The sequence below is a fragment of the Streptomyces sp. NPDC029139 genome (assembly GCF_055564335.1).
Genome location: NZ_JBVHWN010000007.1, coordinates 142,713 through 168,373 on the forward strand (window position 1 = coordinate 142,713; position 25,661 = coordinate 168,373).

Annotated in this window: 25 protein-coding genes, 1 tRNA gene and 1 pseudogene; 17 read left to right on the forward strand and 10 right to left on the reverse strand. The window is 71.4% G+C overall.

Going from position 1 to position 25,661, the window contains the following annotated elements:
* Window positions 1–178 precede the first annotated feature (178 nt).
* The 6 genes and pseudogenes from ACZ4VW_RS18265 to ACZ4VW_RS18290 all read left to right on the forward strand — a co-directional run bounded on the left by ACZ4VW_RS18265 (window position 179) and on the right by ACZ4VW_RS18290 (window position 5,732).
* A pseudogene (locus tag ACZ4VW_RS18265) lies at window positions 179–1,305 on the forward strand (MFS transporter).
* Entirely contained in the window at window positions 1,302–3,617 is a 2,316-nt protein-coding gene (locus ACZ4VW_RS18270; RefSeq protein ID WP_467963460.1) for a molybdopterin oxidoreductase family protein, read from the forward strand. The pseudogene ACZ4VW_RS18265 and the gene ACZ4VW_RS18270 overlap by 4 nt, the downstream one beginning before the upstream one ends.
* 8 nt (window positions 3,618–3,625) lie before the next feature.
* On the forward strand, window positions 3,626–4,231 hold the full coding sequence (locus ACZ4VW_RS18275) for a 4Fe-4S dicluster domain-containing protein (RefSeq protein ID WP_467963462.1): 606 nt from the start codon (window positions 3,626–3,628) through the stop codon (window positions 4,229–4,231).
* On the forward strand, window positions 4,228–4,905 hold the full coding sequence (locus ACZ4VW_RS18280; protein WP_467963464.1) for a Rieske (2Fe-2S) protein: 678 nt from the start codon (window positions 4,228–4,230) through the stop codon (window positions 4,903–4,905). The genes ACZ4VW_RS18275 and ACZ4VW_RS18280 overlap by 4 nt, the downstream gene beginning before the upstream one ends.
* Before the next feature lie 209 nt (window positions 4,906–5,114).
* On the forward strand, window positions 5,115–5,468 hold the full coding sequence (locus ACZ4VW_RS18285) for a hypothetical protein (protein WP_467963800.1): 354 nt from the start codon (window positions 5,115–5,117) through the stop codon (window positions 5,466–5,468).
* 42 nt (window positions 5,469–5,510) lie between these two features.
* Complete coding sequence (locus ACZ4VW_RS18290) at window positions 5,511–5,732, forward strand: hypothetical protein (protein WP_467963466.1); 222 nt, start codon at window positions 5,511–5,513, stop codon at window positions 5,730–5,732.
* A gap of 19 nt (window positions 5,733–5,751) precedes the next feature.
* Here the strand turns inward: ACZ4VW_RS18290 and mscL are convergent, their stop codons facing one another.
* From mscL to ACZ4VW_RS18320, 6 genes are all read right to left on the reverse strand, one after another.
* Window positions 5,752–6,246, reverse strand: coding sequence for a large conductance mechanosensitive channel protein MscL (mscL, locus tag ACZ4VW_RS18295; protein WP_467963469.1), 495 nt, complete (start codon window positions 6,244–6,246; stop codon window positions 5,752–5,754).
* Window positions 6,247–6,357: 111 nt separating this feature from the next.
* Window positions 6,358–6,912, reverse strand: a complete 555-nt coding sequence (locus ACZ4VW_RS18300; RefSeq protein ID WP_467963471.1) for a hypothetical protein — start codon at window positions 6,910–6,912, stop codon at window positions 6,358–6,360.
* 237 nt (window positions 6,913–7,149) lie between these two features.
* A complete protein-coding gene (locus ACZ4VW_RS18305; protein ID WP_467963473.1) occupies window positions 7,150–8,001 on the reverse strand; it encodes an S-methyl-5'-thioadenosine phosphorylase in 852 nt (283 codons plus the stop codon).
* Window positions 8,002–8,133: 132 nt separating this feature from the next.
* Window positions 8,134–8,469, reverse strand: a complete 336-nt coding sequence (locus ACZ4VW_RS18310; protein WP_467963475.1) for an FmdB family zinc ribbon protein — start codon at window positions 8,467–8,469, stop codon at window positions 8,134–8,136.
* A gap of 68 nt (window positions 8,470–8,537) precedes the next feature.
* Window positions 8,538–9,842, reverse strand: a complete 1,305-nt coding sequence (locus ACZ4VW_RS18315; protein WP_467963477.1) for an MFS transporter — start codon at window positions 9,840–9,842, stop codon at window positions 8,538–8,540.
* A gap of 246 nt (window positions 9,843–10,088) precedes the next feature.
* Window positions 10,089–11,750, reverse strand: a complete 1,662-nt coding sequence (locus ACZ4VW_RS18320; RefSeq protein ID WP_467963479.1) for a potassium/proton antiporter — start codon at window positions 11,748–11,750, stop codon at window positions 10,089–10,091.
* A gap of 270 nt (window positions 11,751–12,020) precedes the next feature.
* Here ACZ4VW_RS18320 and ACZ4VW_RS18325 point away from each other — a divergent pair, with 270 nt between their 5' ends.
* Window positions 12,021–14,804, forward strand: coding sequence for a penicillin acylase family protein (locus ACZ4VW_RS18325; protein WP_467963481.1), 2,784 nt, complete (start codon window positions 12,021–12,023; stop codon window positions 14,802–14,804).
* Between the two features lie 45 nt (window positions 14,805–14,849).
* Here ACZ4VW_RS18325 and ACZ4VW_RS18330 read toward each other — a convergent pair whose 3' ends face one another.
* Complete coding sequence (locus ACZ4VW_RS18330; protein WP_467963483.1) at window positions 14,850–15,464, reverse strand: 5-formyltetrahydrofolate cyclo-ligase; 615 nt, start codon at window positions 15,462–15,464, stop codon at window positions 14,850–14,852.
* Window positions 15,465–15,555: 91 nt separating this feature from the next.
* On the opposite strand from ACZ4VW_RS18330, the gene galU reads away from it, so the two are divergent.
* The 9 genes from galU to ACZ4VW_RS18375 all read left to right on the forward strand — a co-directional run bounded on the left by galU (window position 15,556) and on the right by ACZ4VW_RS18375 (window position 22,609).
* On the forward strand, window positions 15,556–16,458 hold the full coding sequence (galU, locus tag ACZ4VW_RS18335) for a UTP--glucose-1-phosphate uridylyltransferase GalU (protein WP_467963485.1): 903 nt from the start codon (window positions 15,556–15,558) through the stop codon (window positions 16,456–16,458).
* Between the two features lie 142 nt (window positions 16,459–16,600).
* The gene (gene glp / locus ACZ4VW_RS18340; protein WP_467963802.1) at window positions 16,601–17,860 is read left to right on the forward strand and encodes a molybdotransferase-like divisome protein Glp; all 1,260 of its coding nucleotides are present in this window, start codon (window positions 16,601–16,603) and stop codon (window positions 17,858–17,860) included.
* Between the two features lie 57 nt (window positions 17,861–17,917).
* Window positions 17,918–18,409 carry a cyclic pyranopterin monophosphate synthase MoaC gene (gene moaC, locus ACZ4VW_RS18345; protein WP_467963488.1) on the forward strand — a complete coding sequence of 164 codons (492 nt, stop codon included), beginning with the start codon at window positions 17,918–17,920 and terminating at the stop codon, window positions 18,407–18,409.
* A gap of 56 nt (window positions 18,410–18,465) precedes the next feature.
* Window positions 18,466–19,002, forward strand: coding sequence for a MogA/MoaB family molybdenum cofactor biosynthesis protein (locus ACZ4VW_RS18350; RefSeq protein WP_467963803.1), 537 nt, complete (start codon window positions 18,466–18,468; stop codon window positions 19,000–19,002).
* Entirely contained in the window at window positions 18,999–19,622 is a 624-nt protein-coding gene (locus ACZ4VW_RS18355) for a GNAT family N-acetyltransferase (RefSeq protein WP_467963490.1), read from the forward strand. The genes ACZ4VW_RS18350 and ACZ4VW_RS18355 overlap by 4 nt, the downstream gene beginning before the upstream one ends.
* Before the next feature lie 142 nt (window positions 19,623–19,764).
* On the forward strand, window positions 19,765–20,838 hold the full coding sequence (gene sepX / locus ACZ4VW_RS18360) for a divisome protein SepX/GlpR (RefSeq protein WP_467963492.1): 1,074 nt from the start codon (window positions 19,765–19,767) through the stop codon (window positions 20,836–20,838).
* A 96-nt stretch (window positions 20,839–20,934) separates the two neighbouring features.
* Window positions 20,935–21,008, forward strand: a tRNA-Ala gene (locus tag ACZ4VW_RS18365).
* Window positions 21,009–21,433: 425 nt separating this feature from the next.
* Window positions 21,434–21,652, forward strand: a complete 219-nt coding sequence (locus tag ACZ4VW_RS18370; protein WP_467963494.1) for a hypothetical protein — start codon at window positions 21,434–21,436, stop codon at window positions 21,650–21,652.
* A gap of 186 nt (window positions 21,653–21,838) precedes the next feature.
* Window positions 21,839–22,609 carry a DUF4232 domain-containing protein gene (locus ACZ4VW_RS18375; protein ID WP_467963496.1) on the forward strand — a complete coding sequence of 257 codons (771 nt, stop codon included), beginning with the start codon at window positions 21,839–21,841 and terminating at the stop codon, window positions 22,607–22,609.
* 61 nt (window positions 22,610–22,670) lie between these two features.
* On the opposite strand, the gene ACZ4VW_RS18380 is transcribed toward ACZ4VW_RS18375, so the two are convergent.
* From ACZ4VW_RS18380 to ACZ4VW_RS18390, 3 genes are all read right to left on the reverse strand, one after another.
* Window positions 22,671–23,027: a hypothetical protein gene (locus tag ACZ4VW_RS18380; protein ID WP_467963498.1), complete on the reverse strand. Its 357-nt coding sequence runs from the start codon at window positions 23,025–23,027 to the stop codon at window positions 22,671–22,673.
* A 191-nt stretch (window positions 23,028–23,218) separates the two neighbouring features.
* A complete protein-coding gene (locus tag ACZ4VW_RS18385; RefSeq protein ID WP_467963500.1) occupies window positions 23,219–24,154 on the reverse strand; it encodes a trypsin-like serine peptidase in 936 nt (311 codons plus the stop codon).
* 160 nt (window positions 24,155–24,314) lie between these two features.
* Window positions 24,315–24,794: a GNAT family N-acetyltransferase gene (locus ACZ4VW_RS18390; protein ID WP_467963502.1), complete on the reverse strand. Its 480-nt coding sequence runs from the start codon at window positions 24,792–24,794 to the stop codon at window positions 24,315–24,317.
* 50 nt (window positions 24,795–24,844) lie between these two features.
* Between ACZ4VW_RS18390 and ACZ4VW_RS18395 the strand changes: the two genes are divergently transcribed.
* The gene (locus ACZ4VW_RS18395) at window positions 24,845–25,642 is read left to right on the forward strand and encodes an exodeoxyribonuclease III (RefSeq protein WP_467963504.1); all 798 of its coding nucleotides are present in this window, start codon (window positions 24,845–24,847) and stop codon (window positions 25,640–25,642) included.
* Window positions 25,643–25,661 lie beyond the last annotated feature (19 nt).

The following is a 25,661-nucleotide window of genomic DNA, read 5'->3' on the forward strand; positions in this document are numbered from 1 at the left end:
ATACAGCCCTACGGTGACCGCGTGACCGAGCCACCGCAGGGCCCCGCGGATCCGTCGCGGGGCCGACCCGCCCCGAAGGCGGCCTCGCCGACGCCCCCGACCACGAACGCGAGCGCCGCCTCGACCGCGCCCCCGAGCGTGCCCGAGACGCCCTCGGGCAGCGACAGCGTCGGCGGCAGTGAGCCGGGGACCGGGTCCGGCACCGGCACCGGCACCGGGTCCGGCATCGGGTCCGGCACCGGCATCGGGTCCGCGTCCGGCCCCGCCGTGCAGACGCCCGCCGTCGTGCGGCGGCGGGCCACGCTCGCCGGTATCGCCGTCTCCGCGCTCCTGGTCGTCGCGATCGTCCTCGGCAGCCGGCTCCTGCGCGACTTCGACTCGGCGCTCCTCCCGTACGCCGTCGCCACCGTCTTCCTCGCCTTCGGCGTCGCCCACCGCTACACGGTCTGGATCTCCGCACCCGGCGCCCGCCGCCTTTTCCGGCAGGGCTGGCGCTCCTTCTTCTCCGCCGCCAACTTCCGCGCCGCCCCCACCGCCCTGCCGAGAATGATCGCCACCTACCTCGGCCTCCAGAAGTTCCTCGGTGCCCGCTCCCACGCCCGCTGGGCGGCCCACCAGCTGATCTTCTGGGGCTGCGTCCTCGCCGCCCTGATCACCTTTCCGCTCACCTGGGGCTGGTTCACCTTCACATCCTCCACCGGCGCCGGGCCGGGCTACGAGATGCGGATCTGGGGCTTCAAGGTCCTCGGCTTCGACTCGCTGAACCTCGTCGGCCGGCTGATGTTCCACGGACTCGACATCGCCGCCCTCCTGGTCATCTCCGGCGCCTCCTACTTCCTGTGGCGCCGCATGAGGGACCGCGGCGCCATCACCGGCCAGCGCTTCGCCTACGACCTGGTGCCGCTGATCGCCCTCATCGTCATCTCCGTGACCGGGCTCCTGCTCACCTTCTCCTCGGTCTTCCTGCACGGCGGCGGCTACGAGTTCCTGGCGATCCTCCACATGGTGTCGGTGGTCTTCACGCTGATCTACATCCCCTTCGGGAAGTTCTTCCACATCGTCCAGCGGCCCGCCGCCGTCGGTATGCAGCTCTTCAAGTACACCTCCCGCAGGAAGGGCGAGAACGCCCTCGCCTGCCGCCGCTGCCAGGAGCCCATCGACACCGCTCCCGCCGTCGAGAACCTCCGGGGCACCATGCGCGACCTGAAGCTCGGCTTCGACGACTGGGCGGAGTACTGCCCCCGCTGCAAGCGCGTCCTGCGCGGCAACGCCTACCTCACCCACGTCAAGAAGGGCTTCAAGTGACGCAGCAGCAGGCGGGGCGGCACCCCCTTCCGCTCGACCCCTCCCTCACCCCGCCCGGCACCCGCGCCTTCCGCGACGCCGCAGGCATCCCGGCCGGGCTCCGGCACGCCGACCAGACCGGCGAGACGCTCGTCCCCACCCACTGCTGCTTCTGCGGCGTCCAGTGCGGCATGTACCTCCGCGTCGACAACAGCGGCAAGGTCTTCGGCGTCGAACCCCGCAACCACGACATCAACCGGATGCGGCTCTGCCCCAAGGGCATCAACGCCTACCAGCAGGTCAACCACCCCGACCGGCTCACCTCCCCGCTCCTGCGCCACAGCCGCGACGAGCCCTTCCGCGAGGCGAGCTGGGAGGAGGCGCTCGACTTCACCGTCTCCGAGATCCGCCGCATCCAGGCCGCGTACGGCAACGACGCCTTCGGCCTGCTCGGCGGAGCCAGCCTCTTCTCGGAGAAGACGTATCTCGTCGGCAAGTTCGCCCGGGTCGCCCTGAAGTCCCGGCACGTCGACTACAACGGCCGCCTGTGCATGGTCTCCGCCGCCGGCGCCAACAAGCTGGCCTTCGGCATCGACCGGGCCGGCAACCCGTTCTCCGACATCCTCCTCACCGACTGCCTGCTCATCGCCGGCTCCAACGTCGGCGAGTGCTTCCCCGTCATGACGCAGTACCTCTGGGGAGCGCGGGACCGCGGCGCCACCCTGATCGTCGTCGACCCGCGCGAGACGGCGGTCGCCCGCACCGCCGACCTCCACGTCGCCCTCAAGCCCGGTACCGACTCCGCCTTCTTCAACGCGGTGCTCCACGTGATCGTCGCCGAGGGCCTCGCCGACGAGGACTTCCTCGCCGAGCGCGCCACCGGCTGGGACGAGGTGAAGGAGACCGTCAAGGACTATCCGCCCTCCCGCTCCGCCGCAATCTGTGGCGTCCCCGAGGAGCAGATCGTGCGGACCGCCCGGATGTTCGCCGGCGCGGACAGGGCCATGGCGTGGCACGCTCGCGGCGTCGAGCACCACTCCCAGGGCGTCGAGAACTGCCTGACGATCATCAACCTGTGCACGGCCACCGGAAACATCGGCAAGCCGGGCGCCGGCTACGGCACCATCACCGGCCAGGGCAACGGTCAGGGCGGCCGCGAACACGGCCAGAAGTCCGACCTGCTCCCCGGCGGCCGTTCCCTCACCGACCCCGAGCACCGCCGCCAGATCTGCGAGATCTGGGGCATCGAGGAGTCGGAGCTCCCACCCGCCGGCACCTCCATGATGGAGATGGTCTGGCAGATGCGGCGCGAGGAGATCCGCGGCCTGATCGGCATCTGCAACAACCCCTTCGTCTCCCTCCCGAACCACGCGACCGTCAAGGACGGTTACGACACCCTCCAGTTCCACGCCCAGTTCGACTTCTTCCTCTCCGAGACCGCCGCCAACGCGCACGTGGTCTTCCCCGTCACCGTCTGGGCCGAGGACGAAGGGGTGATGGCCAACGCCGAGGCCCGGGTCGTCAAGCACAACAAGGCCCAGGAACCGCCCGCCGGGGTCCGTACCGACACCTGGGTGATCTGCGAGCTCGCCCGACGCCTGGGCGCCGGCGACAAGTTCGCCTTCACCGACTCCCGATCCGTCTTCGAGGAGCTTCGCGTCGCCTCCGCCGGAACGGTCAACGACTACTACGGCATCACCTACGAACGCCTGGAGGAGACCGGCGGCATCGCCTGGCCCTGCCCCTCCACGGACCACCCGGGCACCCCCCGCCTCTTCGAGGACGGCAGGACCTACCACCCGGACGGCAGGATCCACCTCCAGGCCGTCGAATGGCACCCGCCCATGGACCCGTACAGCGACGAGTACCCCCTCTCGCTCACCACCGGCCGCACCGTCGCCCACTTCCTCTCCGGCAACCAGACCCGCCGACTGGGCGCCCTCGTCGAACAGACCCCGCGCCCCTGGGTGGAGGTCCACCCCTCCCACGGCTTCCGCAACGGCGACCCCGTCCGCGTCGTCACCCGCCGCGGCAGCGAGGTCTTCCCCGCCCTGGTCACCGAGGCGATCCGCCCCGACACCGTCTTCGTGCCCTACCACTGGCCGGTGCCCACCGCCGCCAACGCCCTCACCATCGACGCGCTCGACCCACGCTCCAAGATCCCCGAGTACAAGGTCTGCGCCGCCCGGATCGAGGCCGCGGAACGGATCGACGAGGTACCGGCGCCCCCGACCGGCCCCGGCCGGCTGGCCCACCCGGAGACCCAGGTCCCGCGCACCGACCCCCTGCCTCCCACGTCCCCGCAGGGCCGTGGCACCGCGGAGAGGAGCTGACGCCGCTCATGATGGGCCGCACGATCTTCATCGACCCCGGTCGCTGCATCGGATGCCAGGCGTGTGTCTCGGCCTGCCGCGAGTGCGACTCGCACCGCGGCACATCGATGATCCACCTCGACTACCCCGACGAGGGCCACTCCGTCGCCTCCCTCCCCACCGTCTGCATGCACTGCGAGGACCCGGTCGCTCCCTGCGCCGAGGTCTGCCCCGCCGACGCGATCCTCGTCACCGCCGACGGCGTGGTGCAGCAGGCGGACACGACCCGCTGCATCGGCTGCGCCAACTGCGTCAACGCCTGCCCCTTCGGCGTACCGAAGATCGACCTCCAGGCGAAGCTGCAGATGAAGTGCAACCTCTGTTACGACCGCACCGCCTACGGTCTCGCCCCGATGTGCGCCACCGTCTGCCCCACCGGCGCCCTCTTCTACGGCACCCTCGAAGAGCTCCAGGCCGAACGCCCCGGTGTCCAGGTCGCCGACTCCTTCGCCTTCGGCTCCACCACCGTCTCCACCGGCGTGGCGATGGTCGTCCCCGCCGACAAGGTCCAGTGGCCGGTACCCGGCGGTCTTCCCGTCGTCGAGATCAACGGAGCGGACGTGAGTGTCCGATGAGCGTCATCGAGCAGCCGCCCACCGGCGGCCCCGGGCCGGCTGGCCCCGGGCCGGCCGGCGCCGACGCCGCCCAGGAGGCGCTGCACGACCGCATCGCCGCCGATTCGCTCACCACCCGGCGCGACTATCTGCGGATCGTCGCCACCGTCTCCGGCGGTCTGGCCGCCGGGGGCATCGGCGTCGCCTCCGGAATGCTGCACCGCCACGGCGACTCGGAGGGCAGGCCCCGACCGATGAAGATCGCCGACCAGCTGCCGCCCGGCGAGTCCCTGGCCTTCCGGTACCCCGGGCAGGAGGACCGGGCGGTCGCCGTCCGGCTGGAGGACGGCACCCTCGCCGGCTACTCCGCGGTCTGCACCCACCTCGCCTGCGCCGTGCTGTGGCGCAAGGACCGGGGCAGCGAGGGCGAGCTGTACTGCCCCTGCCACGAAGGGGTCTTCGACGTCCGTACGGGAGAGGTGACCGCCGGCCCGCCACCGCGCCCGCTGCCCAAGGTGCTGGTGATGGAGGAGGCCGACGGCAGCATCTGGGCCATCGGCACCACACGCTCCGGAGAGAGCGTCCAGGAGGGCCTGTGCCGCCAACTCGGCGAGGAGCGACCCGACCTGGCCGAACGTGTCGGCTGCCCGGGCCTCTCGGCGCGCGGGACGGGAACGAGGAGCGAGCGGACATGACCGACACCTTCCCCCGCGACCCGGAAGCCCCGGCCCGCACCCCCGAGCCCGCCACCCCCTTCCCCCGCGATCCCGAAGCCCCCGCCCGTGTCCCCGACGAGCCAGAACCCGACCGCGCCCCCGGCCCGGCACCAGAACCCGACCCCGCCCCCGGCCCGGCACCCGACCGCGCTCGCGTAGCCGAGGAGCCGGGCCGATCCCGGCGCGACCTGCCGGCCCGCCCCGCGTACACACCGGGCAGTGCGCAGCCCCGACTGAACCGCCCCGTCCATGAGCGCTATCCGCAGATCCGTCCGACCAGTGGCTACGGCGATCCGCGGATCCGCCACACCGGCCCCGGCCCGGGCGCCGGTACCGAGCAGGAGCCCGAGCGCTCGGCGAAACTGAGCGCGCGTCTCGCCCTGGCCCTCACGGTCGTCATCGGCCAGCTGTGGGGGCTGACGATCGTGGTCGACGAATGGATGGCGGGCGACACCGGCACGGCCTGGTGGGGCGCCGGCTTCCTCGTCCTGTCGTTCCTCGTCGTCCTGGGCCTGTGGCTGATCGACCCGAAAGACCGCTGATCGAAGCGGTACGAGGCCGATGACCCGGCGTACCCTGGAGACATGAGCACCGCCCCCGCCCACGGACCGCGAGACGCGAAGCAGCCCGGCGCACAGCCCAGCCCCGAGAACACCACGAAGCCGAAGCTGATCTTCGACGATCCGTTGGACCAGCAGTCCGCGGACGATACGGACCGTGGGTGGGGCGAGCGGCCTCCTGGCGGCAGTGACAGCGCCGCCGATCTTGCGCGCTTCCTCGAAGAGAAGCCGCCGCACCACCTCTGATGCCGGTGCGAGTCGCCGGCTAGGAGGTGGGGTGCGTCCCGGCCCCGGCCTTTTCCCCGGAGCTCGGGCCGCGCTGGGCGACCAGGTGGTCGCGGATCTCCTTGAGCACCTCGAGCTCGCTGACCTCCATGGTCTCCTTGACGCCCTCGCGGGCCTTCTCCGCCTCGGCCCGCCTGGCCAGGTACTTCGCCATCGGCAGGACCATCAGGAAGTAGACGACGGCCGCGGTGATCAGGAAGCTCAGGGTGGCGCTGAGGACCAGTCCCCACTCGATCTGGATGCCCTGCACCTCGCCGTTCACGATCTGGCAGGTGCCCTTCAGGCAGGACTTGTAGCCCTCCAGGTCCTTGGTGCCGAAGGCGCCGACCACGGGGCTGATGACACCCTTCACCAGCGCGTTCACGATGTTGGTGAACGCGGCGCCGATGACGACCGCCACCGCCAGGTCGATCACATTGCCGCGCATGAGGAAGGCTTTGAAGCCCGCCATCACGCTTTCCTTCTTCGCAGTCACCAGGGTGCCTTTCGTTCCGTGTGCAGTGAGCTGAGCCATTAGGCCGTGAAGGACGCAGAGGCGTCCAATCCGTACACACGGAACGGTTACTTGACAGGCAGCCCGTGCGAATCAGCACAGTGTCACCGCCAGCTGGGAGGTGACCCCCGCACCCGCCAGAGCCGTCGCCGTCGGCCGTGGCACGGACAGAACGATCAGCGCCCCGCCGTCCGAACGAGTCTCACCGGTGCGTGGGACTTCGGCCACCCGAGCCCCCGTGGCCACGACCCGAGCCTCACCGGCCCCGCCCATCGGGGAGTTCGGAGCGGCGATCACGTCGACCCGGTCGCCGGGGCGCAGCAGCCGTACGGTCGCCGCGTCCGCGATCCGTACCGGAGCCGAGACCAGGCGCACCGCGACCGGCCGGCGCTGCTCCTTCACCGCCGGGCGCGTCGGCGGGCCCGCGGAGACCTCGCCCCCGCCCGCCACCGCCAGGGCGGCCGCGCTCATCGCGAGGATCGCGGCCGGTGCACGCCGCCGGCGCCGCAGCACCCGTCGCAGCCGCTGCCGTCCGCCACGGACCCGCAGCGGCTCGAACCGCGGAACACCGCAGGTCTCGGGAACGGGAGAGGGGTCGAGGGAAGCGATACCGGTCAGGGAATCGAGGGAGGGAGGAGAGGTCGTCATCGTGTGAACCGCCTGTCGGGAGTCGAGCTGTCAGGAGCCGGGCCAGGAGCCGAGCACGCCACGAGTCGAGTACGTCAGGACTCGCGTACGTCAGGACTCGCGTACGTCAGTCATGGCGTACGTCCCAGGACCGGCCGTCCGGAGAACCGCTCTCACCATCCCGGCTTCGCGAAGATCCCGCTCACGCCTGTGGACCCACGCAGCCCTGTGGACAACTCCCTCACTCCCCAGGGGGATTCACGGCAGCTCGATCCCCAAGTCCCATCCGTCGTGCGCATGCGTGCACAGGCAGTCCCTGTCCGCAGTGTCCGGCAGCGCCTCGACCGCGTCGAACAGGGCCTCCCGCAGCCGCCCGACGTTCGCGCCGAACACCCGCAGGACCTCCGTGTGAGAGACCCCCTCACCCGTCTCCGCACCCGCGTCCAGGTCCGTGACCAGCGCCAGCGAGGTGTAGCAGAGGCCCAGTTCCCGGGCGAGGACGGCCTCCGGGTGCCCGGTCATCCCCACCACCGACCACCCGGCCGCCGCGTGCCAGCGCGACTCCGCGCGGGTCGAGAACCGCGGCCCCTCGACGACGACCATCGTGCCGCCGTCCACCGGCTCCCAGCCCCGCCCCCGGGCCGCCTTCAGAGCCACCCGGCGCCCGTCCGGGCAGTACGGGTCGGCGAAGGTGGTGTGCACGACGTTCGGCACCGCTCCGCCCCAGGCCGCCGGCAGCGGCTCCCCGTCGAAGTAGGTCTGCACCCGCGTCTTCGTCCGGTCCACCAGCTGGTCCGGTACGACGAGCGTCCCGGGCCCGTACTCCTCCCGCAGCCCGCCCACCGCACACGGCCCCAGGACCTGCCGCACGCCGAGCGAGCGCAGTGCCCAGAGATTGGCGCGGTAGTTGATCCGGTGCGGCGGCAGCGTGTGGCCGCGGCCGTGCCGCGGCAGGAACGCGACCTGCCGCCCCGCGATCTCGCCGACGAAGAGCGAGTCGCTCGGGCTGCCGTACGGGGTGTCCACGGACACCTCCGTCACGTCCTCAAGGAAGGAGTAGAACCCCGAGCCGCCGATCACACCGATGTCCGCGTACGCCTTGGTCGCCATGGCGGTCAGATTAGCTGCCCGCACCACGCGAAAGCCCCACCGCGCACAGCGGTGGGGCTTCGGTGGGACAAGCGAACTCGCGCTGCCTCGGACGACCGGGACGACTCGGACGACCGAGACGGCTCGGAGGGCTCAGGCGGCCGAGCTGGAGCTCGAGGAACTCGACGAGGTCGACGTCGTGCTCGACGAAGCCGCGGGCTTCGCATCCGAGGAGGACGTGGACGACGCCGTCGACGAGGTCGTGGACGCCGGCTTCGACGACGAGGACGCGGCAGAGCTGCTGGACGACGAGCCGCGGCTGTCGTTCCGGTAGAAGCCGGATCCCTTGAAGACGATGCCGACCGCCGAGAACACCTTCTTCAGGCGTCCCTTGCAGCTGGGGCACTCGGTCAGCGCGTCATCGGTGAACTTCTGCACCGCCTCGAGGCCCTCGCCGCACTCGGTGCACTGGTACTGGTAGGTCGGCACTTGTCTTCCTCCTGGCACTCACACTCATCGAGTGCTAACGACGATCCATAGTGACGTATTCCGCGGGATCAGTCCACCGTCACCGGCACTCGGTGACCGATACCACGTGCCGCGACCCGGCCCGGCGCCCGGGGCGCCAGCCGCGAGCGCAGCGCGAGCAGCGTGGCCAGCGCGACCGCGGTACCGACCAGCGGCACCAGGAATCCGGTGCTCGCGCCGTGCTCGTCGGCGAGCCGGCCGGCGACGGTCACGGCCGCCGCCTGACCCAGCGCCACCGCGCCCGTGAGCCAGGTGAAGGCCTCGGTACGGGCGGAGGCCGGGACCAGCGTCTCGACGATGGTGTAGCCGGTGATCAGGGCCGGGGCGATGCACAGGCCCACGATCAGGCCGAGGGCGCCGAGCAGCAGCACGGAGTGCGCGGACCAGAGCAGCGAGGCGGCGACGGTCAGCCCGGCGTAGCCCAGGATCAGGCGTCGGCGCGGGCCGATCTTCCATGCGACGGCGCCGCACGCGATGCCCGCGAGCATGTTGCCCGCGGCGAAGATCCCGTAGAGCAGACCGTTGGCGCCGGGGTTGCCGATCTCCTCGGAGAACGCGGTCAGCGAGACCTGCATTCCGCCGAAGACCGAGCCGATGCCCAGGAAGGCGATGGCCAGGACCCGCACGCCGGGGATCGCCAGGGCGGAGACGCGCGGCCCGTCGGAGGCCGCGGCGATGAGCCCGTGGGCGGGCTGGGTGTGCCGCTGAGCGGCGAAGAACAGGCCGCCGAAGAGGGTCAGAGCCGCCTCGGCGATCAGGCCGGCCGCCGGGTGCACGCCGGTGCACAGCGCCGTGGCGAGCACCGGTCCGACGACGAACGTGAACTCGTCCGTGACCGACTCGAAGGCCGCGGCCGTCGACATCAGCGGGGAGTGCTCCAACTTCGCCGCCCAGCGGGCACGGACCATCGGCCCGATCTGCGGGACGGAGGCGCCGGCCGGTACGGCGGCGAGGAAGAGGGCCCACATCGGGGCGCCGGTCAGGGCGAGCGCCACCAGGAGCGAGACCGCGGCGGAGTGGATGAGGACGCCGGGGACCAGGACGGCGCGCTGACCGAAGCGGTCGGCGAGCTTGCCGCTCTGCGGGGCGAACATCGCCATCGAGACGCCGGTGACGGCGGCGACCGCGCCGGCGCTGCCGTACGAGCCGGTGGTGTGCTGAACGAGCAGGACGATGCCGATCGTCAGCATCGCGAACGGCTGCCGGGCGGCGAAGCCGGGCAGCAGGAAGGACAGGGCTCCGGGGGTACGCAGGAGCTGTCCGTAACCGGCGCGGCGGCCGGGCTTGCCCGACGTCGTCTTCGCAGGCGTGTCAGAAGTGACCGTGGACACCACGGTCCTTGCCTTTCTGCTGCCTGGTAGCGCGCCCGTGCACGGTGGTGCGGGTGCCGCCGAGAGCTGTCCTCATGCGCGGAACTGCGGTAGATACCGGGCCTCACTGCGGAGGGCTTCACGGCCGCCATACGGTCGCGCCAGCTCTGCGTCAGGCAGAGTTGGTTCGATCAAGTGTGCCTTCATGGTACAGGGAAGGGCGTCTTCCCGCCTGGGAAAACGCCCTTCTGCTCGAATCGATGCCTGTGATTAACCGGACGTTCGCTTTCCGCCCTTGCCGGTTCCTTCGCTGCCCCTGTCCGTGCCGTCCCTGCCCGTGCCGGTTCCGCCCGGACGGGGACCGTCCTTGCCGGTCCCGCGCGTGCCCGTGCCCGTGCCGCCCCTGCCCGTACCGCTCGTGCCCGGCAGATGCGGCCGGTGCGCGGAGGACCGGTGGCCGGGTGCCCGGCGGTCCGTGACCGCGGTGGCGCCGCCCGTTCCGAGCCAGCCCGCCAGCTTTCCGCCCTGCCCGACGGCGCGCAGCCGCCGCTCCGTGGCGTCCCGCACCGGGTCCGTCGCGACGACCAGCAGCTCGTCCCCCCGCCGCAGCACGGTCGCCGGACCGGGCACGAAGCTCTTGTCCTCCCGTACGACGAGGGTGACCGCGGCCCCGGCCGGCAGGCGCAGCTCGGCGACCTCCACGCCGTGCATCTTCGAGCCCCGGGGGATGGCGACGGACAGCAGGTGCCCGCGCAGCCGCTCCAGCGGTGCGGACTCGACGCCCAGGTCGGCGGCCTCGGAGGAGTCGCCGAGCTTCAGCGCCTTCGCCAGCCAGGGCAGCGTCGGCCCCTGCACCAGCGTGTAGACCACGACGAGGATGAAGACGATGTTGAAGACGCGCTCGCTGCCCTCGATCCCGGAGACCATCGGGATCGTGGCGAGGATGATGGGGACGGCTCCGCGCAGGCCGGCCCAGGACATCAGGGCCTGCTCCTGCCAGGGAATGCGGAACGGCAACAGACTGGCGAAGACCGACAGGGGCCGCGCCACCACCGTCAGGACCAGGCCGATGGCGACCGCCGGCCAGAAGTCGCCGACCAGCTTGCTCGGGGTCACCAGCAGACCCAGCAGCACGAACATGCCGATCTGGGCGATCCAGCCGAGCCCCTCGGCGAAACCGCGGTTGGCCGGGGCGTGCGGGAGCTTGGCGTTGCCGAGCACCATCGCGGCCAGATAGACGGCGAGGAAGCCGGAGCCGTGGGCCAGCGCGCCCGCCGCGTACGCCACCACCGCGATGGCCATGACGGCGATCGGGTAGAGGCCGGAGGCGGGCAGGGCTACGTGCCGCAGCCCGAAGGAGCCGAGGAAGCCGACCGCGAGGCCGATGGCGGCGCCGATGGCCAGTTCCAGGATGATCGTCCCGACCAGGAGGTACCAGCTGTCGACGGGACCGACTGTCGAGAAGGCGATGACGAGGATGACGACCGGGGCGTCGTTGAAGCCGGACTCGGCCTCCAGGACGCCGGTCACCCGCGCGGGCAGGGGGACCTTGCGCAGTACGGAGAAGACGGCCGCGGCGTCCGTCGAGGAGACGACCGCGCCGATGATCAGCGCCTGGCGCCACTCCAGACCGATCAGGTAGTGCGCGGCCGCGGCCGTGACGCCCACGCTCACCGCGACGCCGACGGTCGACAGCACGACCGCCGCGGGCAACGCGGGCTTGATCTCCTTCCACTTCGTGCCCAGGCCGCCCTCGGCGAGGATCACCACGAGCGCGGCGTAGCCGATGACCTGGGTCAGTTCGGCGTTGTCGAAGGCGACGTTGCCGATCCCGTCCTGCCCGATGGCGACCCCGATCCCGAGATACAGCAGCAGGCTGGGGAGCCCGCTCCGGGACGAGATCCGCACCGCCGCGACAGCGATGAGCAGCACGAGCGAGCAGATGAGCAGGAGTTCATTGAGCTGGTGGACAGTCAGTGGCCGATCCTTCCCCTCGCGTGCGGCCGGATCGTTCCTCCAGCAGCCGGTACTTCGTTACCTTACCTAATCTTTAACGCTTCCTTGACGCCCTTCCGGTGTCTTCCCCCACAGCTCCGCGGTCGCGGTGCGGTCCGCTTACCGGCACCGCGTCCGGGCCGCCCGGACGCTGCGCCTAAGGTTGCTCCCGTACTCCAGGACCACCCTGCCCCTCGAAGGACAGAGATGCCCTCCAACACGACCGCGCCTCCCGCCAAGAAGAAGAAGGGGCGGCGCGCCCGCCTGATCGTCCTCGTCCTGGTCCTCGCACTGGTGGCGGGCATCGGTTACGGCGGGTACTGGGGCGTCAGCACCGTCCGCGGCTCGTTCCCCCAGACCACGGGCGAGATCCGCCTCGACGCGCTGTCCGGCCAGGTCGAGGTCAAGCGCGACGCCTACGGGGTGCCGCAGATCTACGCAGACACCGAGGCCGACCTCTTCCGCGCCCAGGGCTTCGTGCAGGCCCAGGACCGCTTCTACGAGATGGACGTCCGGCGCCACATGACGTCGGGCCGGCTGTCCGAGATGTTCGGCAAGGACCAGGTCGACACCGACGCCTTCCTGCGCACCCTGGGTTGGCGTCAGGTGGCTCAGGAGGAGTACGACAAGGTCCTGTCGGAGGAGACGAAGAAGAACCTCCAGGCGTACGCGGAGGGCGTCAACGCCTATCTCAAGGACCGCGACGCCTCGGACATCTCCGTCGAGTACGCGGCGCTGGCCTTCTCCAACGACTACGAGATCGAGCCCTGGACGCCCGTCGACTCGGTGGCCTGGCTGAAGGCGATGGCCTGGGACCTGCGCGGCAACATGCAGGACGAGATCGACCGCTCCCTGATGACGAGCCGGCTGAGCCCCGCGCAGATCAAGCAGCTGTACCCGGAGTACCCGTACGACCTGCACCAGCCGATCGTCGAGGGAACGGGCAAGGGCGGCGCGTCCGGTTCGACGGACGACGACGGCACGGGCACCGGCACCAACGGCTCGACGGACGGCATCGGCACCGACGCCTCCGCCGGCACCGGCAGCACCGACGGCTCCGCCGACGACAGCGCGGGCGACGCCCTGCAGGGGGCGCAGTCCCAGCTCGGCGCGCTCTCCGACGCGCTCGACGAGATCCCCGCGCTGCTCGGCCCCAACGGCAACGGCATCGGCTCCAACTCCTGGGTCGTCTCGGGCCGGTACACGACCTCCGGCAAGCCGCTGCTCGCCAACGACCCGCACCTCGCGCCGATGCTGCCGTCCCTCTGGTACCAGATGGGCCTGCACTGCCGCTCCGTCTCGGCCACCTGCCGTTACGACGTCTCCGGTTACACCTTCTCCGGTACGCCCGGCGTGATCATCGGCCACAACGACACCATCGCCTGGGGCCTCACCAACCTCGGCGCCGACGTCACCGACCTCTACCTGGAGAAGATCGGGGACGCGGGCTACCTCGTCGACGGACGGGTCAAGCCGTTCGAGGTCCGCGACGAGGTCATCAAGATCGCGGGCGGCGGCAGCCGGAAGATCACGGTCCGCGCGACCGACAACGGTCCGCTCGTCTCCGACCGCTCCTCCGAGCTGGAGAAGGTCGGCCAGAAGGCCCCCGTCGGCAACGCCGCCCCGGACCGCGGAACCGGCTACGCCGTCTCCCTCCGGTGGACCGCACTGCAGGCCGGCAAGTCGATGGACGCCATCTTCGAGATCAACCGCGCCAAGAACTTCAAGCAGTTCCGCGCCGCCGCCGAGCACTTCGAGGTCCCGTCCCAGAACCTGATCTACGCCGACGCGCAGAACATCGGCTACCAGGCCCCCGGCAAGATCCCGCTCCGCGCCAAGGGCCACGACGGCACCGTCCCCGCGCCCGGCTGGGACTCCTCGTACCGGTGGAAGGGCTGGATCCCGTACGACGAACTGCCGTACGAGGAGAACCCCGACCGCGGCTACATCGTCACCGCGAACCAGGCCGTCGTCGACGCCGAGAAGTACCCCTACCTCCTGACGAAGGACTGGGGATACGGCTCGCGCAGCCAGCGGATCAACGACCTCATCGAGTCGAAGACCAAGGACGGCGGCAAGATCTCGCCGGACGACATGCGGACCATGCAGATGGACAACCGCAGCGAGATCGCCACCCTCCTCAACCCGCTCCTGCTGAAGATCGACATCTCGGACCCGTACGTCCGCGAGGCGCAGAAGCTGCTCGAGGGCTGGGACTACACCCAGGAGCCCGACTCGGCCGCCGCCGCGTACTTCAACGCGGTCTGGCGCAACGTCCTCAAGCTCGCCTTCGGCGACAAGCTGCCCAAGGAGCTGCGGGCCGAGGGTGATTGCATCAGCGTCCGCCCGGCCGACTCCACCGGACTGCCGGTGGACGAGCAGAACAAGCGCGTACGGGAGTGCGGCGAGCGCGACGGCGACACGGCGCAGCCGGACGGCGGCGACCGCTGGTACGAGGTGGTCCGCCCGCTCCTCAAGCAGGAGAACAGCGAGTGGTGGAAGACCGAGGCCAACCGCAAGGACCAGGCCACCGAGACCCGTGACCAGCTGCTCGCCCGGGCCATGGAGGACGCCCGCTGGGAGCTGACCGCCAAGCTCGGCAAGGACGTCTCCACCTGGAGCTGGGGCCGCCTGCACCAGCTGACCCTGGAGAACCAGACCCTCGGCACCGCGGGTCCGGGCTTCATCCAGTCGATGCTCAACCGCGGCCCCTGGAACCTGGGCGGCGGCGAGGCGGCGGTGAACGCGACCGGCTGGAACGCGGCCGGCGGCTACGAGGTCATCTGGGTCCCGTCGATGCGGATGGTCGTCAACGTCGGCGACTGGGACAGGTCGCGCTGGATCAACCTGTCCGGCGCCTCGGGCCACGCGTACCACCCGCACTACACCGACCAGACGGACGCCTGGGCGAAGGGCGAGCTGCTCGCCTGGCCCTTCGGCAAGGCGGCGGTCGACGCCTCGGCGAAGGAGACCCTGGTGCTCCGGCCCTAGGGGGGTCTTGCCGATCGGCGGATCGGCGGATCGGCAAGACGCCGCCTAGGGCTCGAAGTGCCTGACCCCCTCCGGGGTCACCACCGCGTGCACGGGGTGGTCGTGCGGTTCCTCCGGGACCCGGGCGACCACCTCGTTCGCGTACAGGAGCACCACCAGGGACGGGCGGGCGCCCGCCCGGGCCAGCCGGGCAAGCACCCGGTCGTACGAGCCCCCGCCCCGGCCCAGACGCATCCCGCGCTCGTCGACCGCGAGGCCGGGCAGCAGCACCACGTCGGACGCGCACACGGCCTCCGGGCCGAGGCGCGGGCCCGTCGGCTCCAGCAGCCCCCGGCCGGCCTTCGCCAGGTTCTCCGGACCCTCGTACACCGCCCAGTCGAGATCGTTGTCGGCCAGCAGGACGGGGAGCAGGACGCGGACGCCCCGCGCGCGCAGCGCGTCGAGCAACGCGCGCGTGCCCGGCTCGCGGCCCACCGACACATAGGCGGCCACGGTCGACGCCTCCGCCAGCGCGGGCAGCTCCAGCGCACCCCGGGCGAGCCGCTCCGCGGCGGACTCGGCACCATGGACCGGAAGCTGGGTGCGGGCGGCCAGCAGCCGGCGGCGCAGGGTGGCCTTCTCGGCCCCGTCGGCCGTCAGCGGGGATTCACCGGGACTCACGGGAACTCACGAACCTCTCGTACCTGTCGTAACTGCCGGAAGTCGATGGGAGGCCCATCTTCCTCTCATATCGAACGGCTATCATGCGCGCATGACTCAGTCCCCTCCCAGGATCAGCAAGGCTGTCATCCCGGCCGCCGGTCTCGGCACGCGCTTCCTTCCCGCCACCAAGGCCACCCCGAAGGAAATGCTTCCGGTCGTCGACAAGCCCGCGATCCAGTACGTCGTCGAGGAGGCCGTCTCGGCCGGCCTCTCCGACGTCCTCATGATCACCGGTCGGAACAAGCGTCCCCTGGAGGACCACTTCGACCGGAACTATGAGCTGGAGGAGGCGCTCGTCCGCAAGGGCGACGCCGAGCGCCTTTCGAAGGTGCAGGAGTCCAACGACCTGGCGACCATGCACTACGTGCGCCAGGGTGACCCGCGCGGTCTCGGTCACGCCGTGCTCTGCGCCGCCCCGCACGTCGGCGACCAGCCCTTCGCCGTGCTGCTCGGCGACGACCTGATCGACCCGCGCGACGCGCTGCTCTCCCGGATGGTGGAGGTCCAGGAGCGGGAGGGCGGCAGCGTGATCGCGCTGATGGAGGTCGACCCCTCCCAGATCCACCTCTACGGCTGCGCCGCCGTCGAGGCCACGATCGACTCCGACGTCGTGAAGGTGACGGATCTGGTCGAGAAGCCGTCCGCGGAAGAGGCGCCCAGCAGCTATGCGATCATCGGCCGCTACGTCCTGGACCCCGCCGTGTTCGGGATACTGCGCGAGACCGAGCCGGGCCGCGGCGGCGAGATCCAGCTGACCGACGCCCTGCAGAAGCTCTCCAAGGACGAGAAGGTCGGCGGACCGGTCCACGGCGTCGTCTTCAAGGGCCGGCGCTATGACACCGGTGACCGCAGCGACTATCTGCGTGCCATTGTCAGACTCGCGTGCGAACGTGAAGACCTGGGCCCGGACTTCCGGACCTGGCTCCGCGGTTACGTCAGCGAGGAGATGTAGCACCTTGAGCAGCAGTGCGGCACCGGTGTCCGGCGGTTCGTCCCCCGACGCGTCCGGGGGTCCGTCCGCAGAGGCGACGGGCGGTCCGTCCGGCGGTTCGTCCGCCGATCCCTGCGCCGGCCCGTCCCGCGACCTGTGGTCGGTGGACGAGCACCTGGCCGACATCCTGGCGGCGGTCTCCCCGCTCGAACCCATCGAGCTGCAACTGCCCGAGGCCCAGGGCTGTGTCCTGGTCGAGGACGTCACGGTGCCGGTCGCACTGCCTCCGTTCGACAACAGCTCCATGGACGGATACGCCGTCCGCGTCGCCGATGTCGCGGGTGCCACCGAGGAGTTCCCGGCCGTCCTGACCGTCATCGGTGACGTGGCGGCCGGCGCCGGCGGCCTGCCGACCGTCGGCCCCGGCCAGGCCGCCCGGATCATGACCGGTGCCCCGCTGCCGCCCGGCGCCGAGGCCGTCGTCCCGGTCGAGTGGACCGACGGCGGCACGGGCGGGGGAGCGGCGAGCGGCATGCGCGCCGCCAGCGCCGACCCCGAGGGCGCCGGTGGCGAGGTCCGCGTCCACCGGCCCGCCGAGGCCCGTGCGCACGTCCGCGCGCGGGGCAGCGACGTCCAGGCCGGTGACCTGGCCCTGGAGGCCGGGACGGTCCTCGGGCCGCCCCAGATCGGGCTGCTCGCCGCGATCGGTCGCGCCACGGTGCGGGTGCGTCCCCGCCCGCGGGTCGTGGTGCTCTCCACCGGCAGCGAACTGGTCCAGCCGGGCGAGGAGTTGGGCGAGGGCCAGATCTACGACTCCAACAGCTTCGCGCTGGCCGCCGCCGCGCGCGACGCCGGGGCCATCGCCTACCGGGTCGGCGCCGTCACCGACGAGGCCGAGACGCTCCGGGCCACCATCGAGGACCAGCTGATCCGCGCCGACCTGCTCGTCACCACGGGCGGGGTGAGCGTGGGCGCGTACGACGTGGTCAAGGAGACGCTGACCGCCGACGGGCGGGTGGACTTCCGCAAGCTGGCCATGCAGCCGGGCAAGCCGCAGGGCTTCGGGACGATCGGCCCCGAGCACACCCCGCTGCTCGCCCTGCCGGGCAACCCCGTCTCCTCCTATGTCTCCTTCGAGCTGTTCGTGCGGCCCGCGATCCGCGCCCTGATGGGTCTCGCGGATCTGCACCGCCCCCGGGTCCGCGCCGTGCTGAAGGCCGACAGGGCGCTGACCTCGCCGGCCGGCCGCCGCCAGTTCCTGCGCGGGACGTACGACGCCGAGTCGGGCACCGTCACCCCGGTGGGCGGTGCGGGCTCCCATCTGATCGCGGCGCTCGCGCACGCCAACGCCCTGCTCGTCGTCGCGGAGGAGGCCACGGAAGTGGAGCCGGGCCATGAGCTGGACGTGGTCCTCCTCGGCTGAGGAGGCCCTGGTGGCGGTACCGTGGCGTCCCACACAGCGACCGGGAGTGTCACGGCCATGAGCACGCAGCAAGGACTCACCCACATCGACGAGGCGGGTGCGGCCCGCATGGTCGACGTCTCCGCCAAGGACGTCACGGCGCGGACGGCGCGCGCCAGTGGCCGCGTCCTCGTCTCGCCGCGCGTGATCGAGCTGCTGCGGGGCGAGGGCGTGCCGAAGGGCGACGCGCTCGCGACCGCCCGGATCGCCGGGATCATGGGCGCGAAGAAGACCCCCGACCTCATTCCGCTCTGCCACCCGCTGTCGGTCTCGGGCGTGACGCTCGACCTCACGGTCGCGGACGACGCGGTGGAGATCCTGGCGACCGTGAAGACCACGGACCGCACGGGCGTGGAGATGGAGGCCCTGACGGCGGTCTCGGTGGCCGCGCTGACGGTCGTCGACATGATCAAGGCGGTCGACAAGGGCGCGGTCATCTCCGACGTACGGGTGGAGGAGAAGACGGGCGGCAAGTCGGGCGTCTGGACCCGGGAAGGGGCCGAGTCGTGACGCGCGCGGGCCGGGTGGCGGGGGCTCACGAGCACGAGGACCACGCCCCTGCGGCGCTGGGCACGGACACCGGTGCGGCTCTCACCGCCCCGTACTCCGCCCTGGTCGTCACGGCCTCCAACCGGGCCGCGGCCGGGGTGTACGAGGACAAGGGCGGTCCGCTGCTCGTCGAGGGACTGCGGCGGATGGGTTTCGCGGTCGACGGCCCGCAGGTCGTCCCGGACGGCGCGCCGGTCGAGGCCGCGCTCCGGGCCGGGATCGAGGCCGGGTACGACGTCATCCTCACCACCGGCGGCACCGGCATCTCGCCGACCGACGCCACCCCCGAGGTCACCCGCGAGGTCCTGGACCACGAGATCCCCGGCATTTCCGAGGCGATCCGCGCGTACGGCCGCGAGAAGGTCCCGACCGCCGCCCTCTCCCGGGGCCTCGCGGGTGTCGCGCGCGGGACCGTGATCGTGAACCTGCCGGGCTCCTCGGGCGGTGTCCGTGACGGAATCGCCGTACTGGAACCGCTGCTGCGGCACGCGGTCGACCAGGTCCGCGGCGGTGACCACCCCAGAGCCGACGCGGATCCGGGCCCGGCGTCATGATCCCGTCCTGGCCCGTGGTCCTCTCCGACGGGGACGTCGTGCTCCGTCCCATAAAGCTGCGCGACCAGCGGGCCTGGCGTGAGGTGAACCGGCGCAACCGCGACTGGCTGCGCCCGTGGGAGGCGACGGTCCCGCCGCCCGCGCCCGGCGGTCCGGTCGCGCAGCGGCCGACGTACCGGCAGATGGTCCGTCATCTGCGGACGGAGGCGAACGCCGGCCGGATGCTGCCGTTCGTGATCGAGTACCAGGGGCGGCTCGTGGGCCAGCTCACCGTGGCCGGGATCACCTGGGGTTCGATGTGTTCGGGCCACGTCGGCTACTGGGTGGACAGCGCGGTGGCCGGACGCGGTGTCATGCCGACGGCGGTCGCGCTCGCCGTGGACCACTGCTTCCGTACGGTCGGGCTGCACCGGATGGAAGTCTGCATTCGGCCCGAGAACATCCCCTCGCGACGGGTCGTCGAGAAATTGGGATTCCGGGAGGAAGGGCTCCGGCCGCGCTACCTCCACATCGACGGCGCGTGGCGGGACCATCTCGTCTTCGCGCTGACCGCCGAGGAAGTGCCCGAGGGGCTGCTGCGCCGCTGGCACCGGGCACGTCCCTCCCACCCGGCAAAATAAAATAAGTGTTCGAATTCAATCAGCAGTCGATCCTCAATCGATCTGAACAATCACAAAAAAGTTCAGTGATATCAGCCAGATCGTGCGACACACCGGCCCAATTGGCCGATGCCCCCACGCGAACCCCTCTACGGTGTGAGACGTGAGCAGCAGCGGCCTCATCTACGCAGTCATCGTCGGGGCCTGGGCCGCCTACTTGGTACCGATGTGGCTCCGCAGGCAGGACGAGCTCAACGAGGCCCGTCCGACGGAACGCTTCAGCACCGCCATCCGGCTGCTGTCCGGACGGGCGGGGATGGAGCGCCGGTACGCCAAGGAGCTGAAGGACCGGGACCGTGGGGCGGACGACGCGGAGCCCGACGTGGACCCGGACGCCGAGACCGAGCATCTGAGCTCGGTCGACGTCCGGGCCTTCTCCGCGCCCGCGGCCAGGACGGAAGCCCGCCTGGAGATCCCGGAACCGGCACCCGCCCCGGCACCCGCCTCCGCCCCTGTCGCGGCGCGGAGACCCTCGAAGGCGGCCGCCGAGCGCGCCCGCCGCGGCAAGGTCCTCGCCCGGCGCCGGCGCACCACGGTCGTCCTCTTCCTCGCCTTCACCCTCGGCGCGGTCGTCGCCGCGGTCGGCGGCCTCACGTTCCTGTGGGCGCCGGCCGTTCCGGCCGTGCTGCTGAGCGCGTACATCGTGCACCTGCGGACGACGGAGCGCCGGCGCTTCGTGTACGTGATGGACCGCCGCCGCGCCGAGGCGGCGGCGGCGCGCCTGCGCGAGAGCCGGCCGCAGCGCCGGCAGCCGGTGCCGGACGCCGACGAGGAGCCGGCCCGACCGGAACCCGAACCGTCCCCCGCGGTGTCCCCGCAGGAGGCCGGCCGCCGCGCGCTCGTGGAGCAGACGGACCACGCGGAGTGGGTGGACCAGCAGCGCGAGCGCGGCCCGGCCCGCGGCGACAGCTGGGACCCGGTCCCGGTCCCGCTCCCCACGTACGTCACCGCCCCGGTCGCACCGCGCGCCACGAGCGGCGTCGACATCACGGACCCGGAGACCTGGAGCTCGGCCCGCTCCTCCACGGCCGCGGACCCCACCCCGGCTCCGTCCCCGGCCCCCGCGCCGGCCCCGCGCCAGCGCACCAACCCCCCGCGCCGCCAGCGCGACCACGGCCGCACTCCACTCTTCGACCAGTACGCGGACGAGGACCGCCCGCGCGCGGCCAACGAATGACCCTCGGCCGCGGGCCCTCCGGGGCCCGCGGCTGACCTGCGAGGGAACGGATTTCCTCCGAGCCCGATCGGGATGCTAATGTTTCACACGTCGCAAGGGCCTGTGGCGCAGTCTGGTAGCGCACCTCGTTCGCATCGAGGGGGTCTGGGGTTCAAATCCCCACAGGTCCACAAGCGCAATGACGAGATCCCGCTCGATCGAAAGATCGGGCGGGATCTCGTCGTTTTCCGCTCGGTGATGCCGGGAACGACAGGGCGACTCCAATCGCCCTGGACGCTGGTCTTCGGCCACTCCTCCCAGGACACCCACACCGCATCGAGGACGCCGACGACCGGGACGAGGCCCACACCCACGTCCTACGACAGCAGTGTTCCGACCTCAGCCGCCGTTTCGGTTCCGCCCATTGGTACGGGATGAGCTGCGGAGACGGGTGGATCGCCTGGTGCATCGCGGAAGCGGGGGAGATCGTGCGGCACTACGACGCGTACGGCGCGTACGGCGCCGAGGAGAGCGGTGACGGCGAGCCGGCACACCCGGCCGAGACCGGATACTCCTGCCGCACCGCAGCGGAATCCCCGAAGGCGCCTTCGACGGCGTGGACCTCAGGGACGTCGAGGCAGTCGTCGCCCGGCACCGCCAGGTCAAGGAGGAGCTCGGGATACCCGACGCCTGCCACGCCGGTGACATCGCGGCGCGACTGTCGGTCGACCCGGGAGCCCTGGGCCCGGACACCAGGGTCTCCGGCCGCGGAGTCCTCGCCCTCACCGCGTGCGGCCGAGAGCACGGTCACCCGGCCGGGGCCCTGCCCGTGTGACGTCCGCCGTGCCACCCCAGCGTTCCATCCCCCCGTTCGAGGGCGAGACATCATCGCAGGTCAGAAGGGATGGAACGTCCCAGCGTCCCGCATCGGCGGTGGGTTCTGGCGGTGGTGGCGGACGGGGCCGCAAGGTGGTGACCAGCCGCCGGACGAGGCGGTCGACACCAGCTACGGGGAGTTCCCATGCGTACCATCCGCATCCGCACCACCGTCCTTGCCGCCACCACCGCCGCGCTCGCTCTCGCTCTCACCGCCTGCGGCGGGGCGGACGGCACGGGTACGAAGGACGAGGGGGCGGCCGCGTCCGTCTCGAAGGTCACGCAGGGCGCCGACTCCGGGACGACGGGCAGCGGCACCGGCGGCGCGGGCGGCGCCGGCACGGCGGGTGGCACGGGCGGTACGGGCACCACGGGTGGCACGGGCGGTACGGGCACCACGGGTGGCAGCGGCTCCGCCGGGGAAGCGTCGAACGCGTCGCCGTCGGCCGCGAAGACCGGGGCCAAGAAGAAGAACGGCACGTCTCCGGCCGCCTGCACCGTCAACGACGTGAAGATCTCGGCGGTCAAGCAGGGCGGCGTGCCCACCACGCACATCACCCTTACGGCGACGAACGTCTCGGGCCGCTCCTGCACGCTGCTCCAGTACCCGCTGATCGCGTTCGGCGAGATCCAGACGGCCAAGGACGTTCCGTCGGTCGCCAAGAGCCGGCCGGCCACGCCGGTCGTGCTCTCCGCCGGGGCCCCGGCCTACGCGGCCGTGCGGATCAACGACGGCGGTGTCGACGAGGAGAACCGCGCGGTGACCTCGTTCCACGTGAACCTCTTCGCCGCGGACGGCCCGGCCGAGGGCACCAAGCCGGTCGGCGCGCCCGCGGGCGGCATCGCCGTCGACGACGCGGTCGCGAAGACCGGCTTCTGGACGCACGAGCTGCGCAACGGGGCCGACGAGTTCTGATCCCTCCGCACCGGGACGAGGGCGGCCGCGTCGACGCGGCCGCCCTCGTCCTCGCGCCGGTTCACGGGGTGCGGGCGATCCACCGCTGGAGCGCGATGTGGGTGAAGTCGTCGAGCGTGCACAGCGCCTCGATGGCGTCGAGGTCGCCGGGCAGGGGGGCGATGCCCGCCGTGGTGAGCGCGGCGTGCAGCTCCAGCCGCCGCCGGTCCGCCGGCTCCAGCACCACGGACAGCCGCGTGTCGGGCGCCGGCGCGGGGAGCGGGTAGTCCTCGGGCTCCATGAAGCCGTGGGCGATGTGGGTCGGGGCCTCCGTCCGCGGCTGCTCGTCGAGGTCGTCGATGAACACGGCAGGGAAGCGGTAGGGATCGAGGTCCGCCACTTCGGTCGGGGCCGCGGTGAAAGACTGGAGTGCAGTCATGAGTTCCTCCTCGGTTGTCCTGCCACTGACTGGGAGGACTGCGGACGAGCCGCGTCCAGTTGCGGTTCGCGCGGCTTACCACCCGAACGCCCCCTATCCCATCTCGTCACACAAGCGACGACTCACGGGCCGCGGCCCCCGCCGGAGAGGTTCCGGAGGGGGCCGCGGATGGTGGGGTGCGGGGGTGTGGGTCAGGAGGATTGGGCGCGGTCGTAGAGGGTCTTCGCGTCGTTGCCGAAGTACGGGCCGAACATGCGGTTCGGGAGGAACGTGTAGCCGAAGCTGTTCACCGAGACCTGGAGGCCCGTGCCCGTCGTCTCGTTGAAACCGGTGAACCAGGGGCCTCCGCTCGAGCCGCCCGTCATGTTGCAGGCGAGGCTGTGGTCCTGGGAGAAGAGGAAGTCCTTCGAGGAGTTCCCCGCGCAGTGGATCAGCTTCGAGCCGTCGTACGGAGAGGCGGCCGGGAAGCCGAAGGCGTACATCGGCTTGTGGTAGCCGCCGTTGAACTGGATGCCCTGGGCGCCGGTGACCGAGGTCAGGGTCCGGCCGTTCAGGGGGGCCACGACCGCCGCGCCGACGTCGTAGTTGATGTCCTCGCTCGCCTCCCACTGCGGGGTCGTGAGCGTCTTCGTCGCCGTCCACTGGCCGTACGGCGCGTTGCCGTTGTCGTACGCCGGGACGAAGACCCAGTTCGTGTGCCACGCGCCCTGGTACTTCACGCAGTGGCCGGCCGTGATGACCGTGCTCTGGTTCTGGCTGGTGACCGCGTTGCCCGAGCACGAGGCCGTACGGCCCTGGAAGGTGAAGAACACCCGGCCCGAGGTCTTCACGACCGCGCCGCCGCCCGTCCAGGGGCCGCCCGGCTGCGGGAAGGCCGTCGGGGCGACGGAGGTCGGGGCGATCGTCGTCGGGGCGATCGTCGTCGGGGTGGAGGAGCGGGCGACCTGCTCGAGGGTCTTGAGGGCGCCGGGAGCGACCCCGAGGTCCAGCGGGGCCGCCGAGCGCATCCGCTCCGCGGTCCAGAAGGCGGGCTTCTCCGCCGCGGCCGCCGTGCTCGTGGTCAGGGCTCCCGTCAGCAGGGCTCCGACCGACAACAGGACCGCTGCGACTGTGCGATGGCGTCTCACGCATGTCTCCTTCTGCCGAGGCAGGTGGGGGATGAGAACGGTGCGGATCGACGTGCGTGAGGAAGCGTGCCAGATGGTGAGACGATTGTCAGGGGCGCGTCAGGCAATCGATGCGGCGATTTCAGGTCACCGGATCGGGCCGCCGGACCAGGTCACCGCGTCAGGTCAGCGGCTTCGCGTAGCAGCGGCTGTTCTCGTACTCCCGGTAGTGGCCGAACTTCGCGCACGGCTCGTACCCGCTGCTCGTGTACAGCGCGATCGCCTCCGGCTGCGCCGTGCCCGTCTCCAGGACCATGCGGACCCGGCCCGCCGCGCGGGCGTCCGCCTCCAGGGCCGCGAGGATGCGGCGGGCCAGCCCCAGCCCGCGCGCCTCCGGTACCACGTACATCCGCTTGAGCTCGGCGTCGCCGTCCGCGTAACCCTCGTCGTTCTCGTCCTGGCTGCGCCAGCCGCCCGACGCGACGGGGCGGTCCTCGGAGTCGTACGCGAGGAGGTAGAGGCCGCCCGGCGGCCGGAACATCCCGGCGTCGAGCGGTGTGACATCGCCCTCGTCGCCGTACCGAGCGGCGTACTCCAGCTGGACGGCGTCGTTGAGTTTGACCGCGTCAGGATGGTCGTAGGGCGTCGGACGTATGTTCATGCGAAGCATCGTACATCTATGCAGAGTGAGAGGATCGGTATTCTCCCGGGATGCTCACTGTGACGTCCGTCAATGTCAATGGCCTCCGCGCCGCCGCGAAGAAGGGCTTCGTGGAGTGGCTCGCCGGCACCTCCGCCGACGCCGTCTGTCTGCAGGAGGTACGCGCCGAGGAATCCCAGCTGCCGGCCGAGGTCGCCGCGCCCGAGGGATGGTTCACCGCACACGCCCCCGCGGCCGCGAAGGGGCGCGCGGGCGTCTCGCTCTACACCCGGCGCGAGCCCGACAGCGTACGGGTCGGCTTCGGATCGACCGAGTTCGACGCCAGCGGCCGGTACATCGAGGCCGACCTGCCCGGTGTCACCGTCGCCAGCCTCTACCTGCCCTCCGGCGAGGTCGGCACCGAGCGGCAGGACGAGAAGGTCCGCTTCATGGACGAGTTCCTGCCGTACCTGAAGGAGCTCAAGGAGCGCGCCGCCGCCGACGGCCGCGAGGTCGTCGTCTGCGGCGACTGGAACATCGCCCACCGTGAGGCCGACCTCAAGAACTGGAAGACCAACCAGAAGAACGCCGGCTTCCTGCCGGAGGAGCGCGCCTGGCTGAGCCGCGTCTTCGACGAGGCGGCGTACGTCGACGTGGTCCGCGCCCTGCACCCGGACCAGGAGGGCCCGTACTCCTGGTGGTCGTACCGCGGGCGCGCCTTCGACAACGACAGCGGCTGGCGCATCGACTACCAGGTCGCGACGCCGGGCCTCGCCGCCAAGGCGATCAAGGCGTTCGTCGAGCGGGCCGCCACGCACGGGGAGCGGTGGAGCGACCACGCGCCCGTGACGGCGGTGTACGAGCTGTAGCCGCGCCGCGCGAGGGGAA

What these genes read in the sequence shown, in the direction of transcription:
- ACZ4VW_RS18305 (WP_467963473.1), bottom strand. Translation starts at nt 8,001, where the DNA reads ATGGCGACCAAGGCGTACGCGGACATCGGTGTGATCGGCGGCTCGGGG.
- ACZ4VW_RS18375 (WP_467963496.1), top strand. Translation starts at nt 21,839, where the DNA reads ATGCGTACCATCCGCATCCGCACCACCGTCCTTGCCGCCACCACCGCC.
- galU (WP_467963485.1), top strand. Translation starts at nt 15,556, where the DNA reads ATGACTCAGTCCCCTCCCAGGATCAGCAAGGCTGTCATCCCGGCCGCC.
- ACZ4VW_RS18290 (WP_467963466.1), top strand. Translation starts at nt 5,511, where the DNA reads ATGAGCACCGCCCCCGCCCACGGACCGCGAGACGCGAAGCAGCCCGGC.
- moaC (WP_467963488.1), top strand. Translation starts at nt 17,918, where the DNA reads ATGAGCACGCAGCAAGGACTCACCCACATCGACGAGGCGGGTGCGGCC.
- ACZ4VW_RS18280 (WP_467963464.1), top strand. Translation starts at nt 4,228, where the DNA reads ATGAGCGTCATCGAGCAGCCGCCCACCGGCGGCCCCGGGCCGGCTGGC.
- ACZ4VW_RS18355 (WP_467963490.1), top strand. Translation starts at nt 18,999, where the DNA reads ATGATCCCGTCCTGGCCCGTGGTCCTCTCCGACGGGGACGTCGTGCTC.
- ACZ4VW_RS18325 (WP_467963481.1), top strand. Translation starts at nt 12,021, where the DNA reads ATGCCCTCCAACACGACCGCGCCTCCCGCCAAGAAGAAGAAGGGGCGG.
- ACZ4VW_RS18380 (WP_467963498.1), bottom strand. Translation starts at nt 23,027, where the DNA reads ATGACTGCACTCCAGTCTTTCACCGCGGCCCCGACCGAAGTGGCGGAC.
- ACZ4VW_RS18275 (WP_467963462.1), top strand. Translation starts at nt 3,626, where the DNA reads ATGATGGGCCGCACGATCTTCATCGACCCCGGTCGCTGCATCGGATGC.
- ACZ4VW_RS18390 (WP_467963502.1), bottom strand. Translation starts at nt 24,794, where the DNA reads ATGAACATACGTCCGACGCCCTACGACCATCCTGACGCGGTCAAACTC.
- ACZ4VW_RS18300 (WP_467963471.1), bottom strand. Translation starts at nt 6,912, where the DNA reads ATGACGACCTCTCCTCCCTCCCTCGATTCCCTGACCGGTATCGCTTCC.
- ACZ4VW_RS18395 (WP_467963504.1), top strand. Translation starts at nt 24,845, where the DNA reads ATGCTCACTGTGACGTCCGTCAATGTCAATGGCCTCCGCGCCGCCGCG.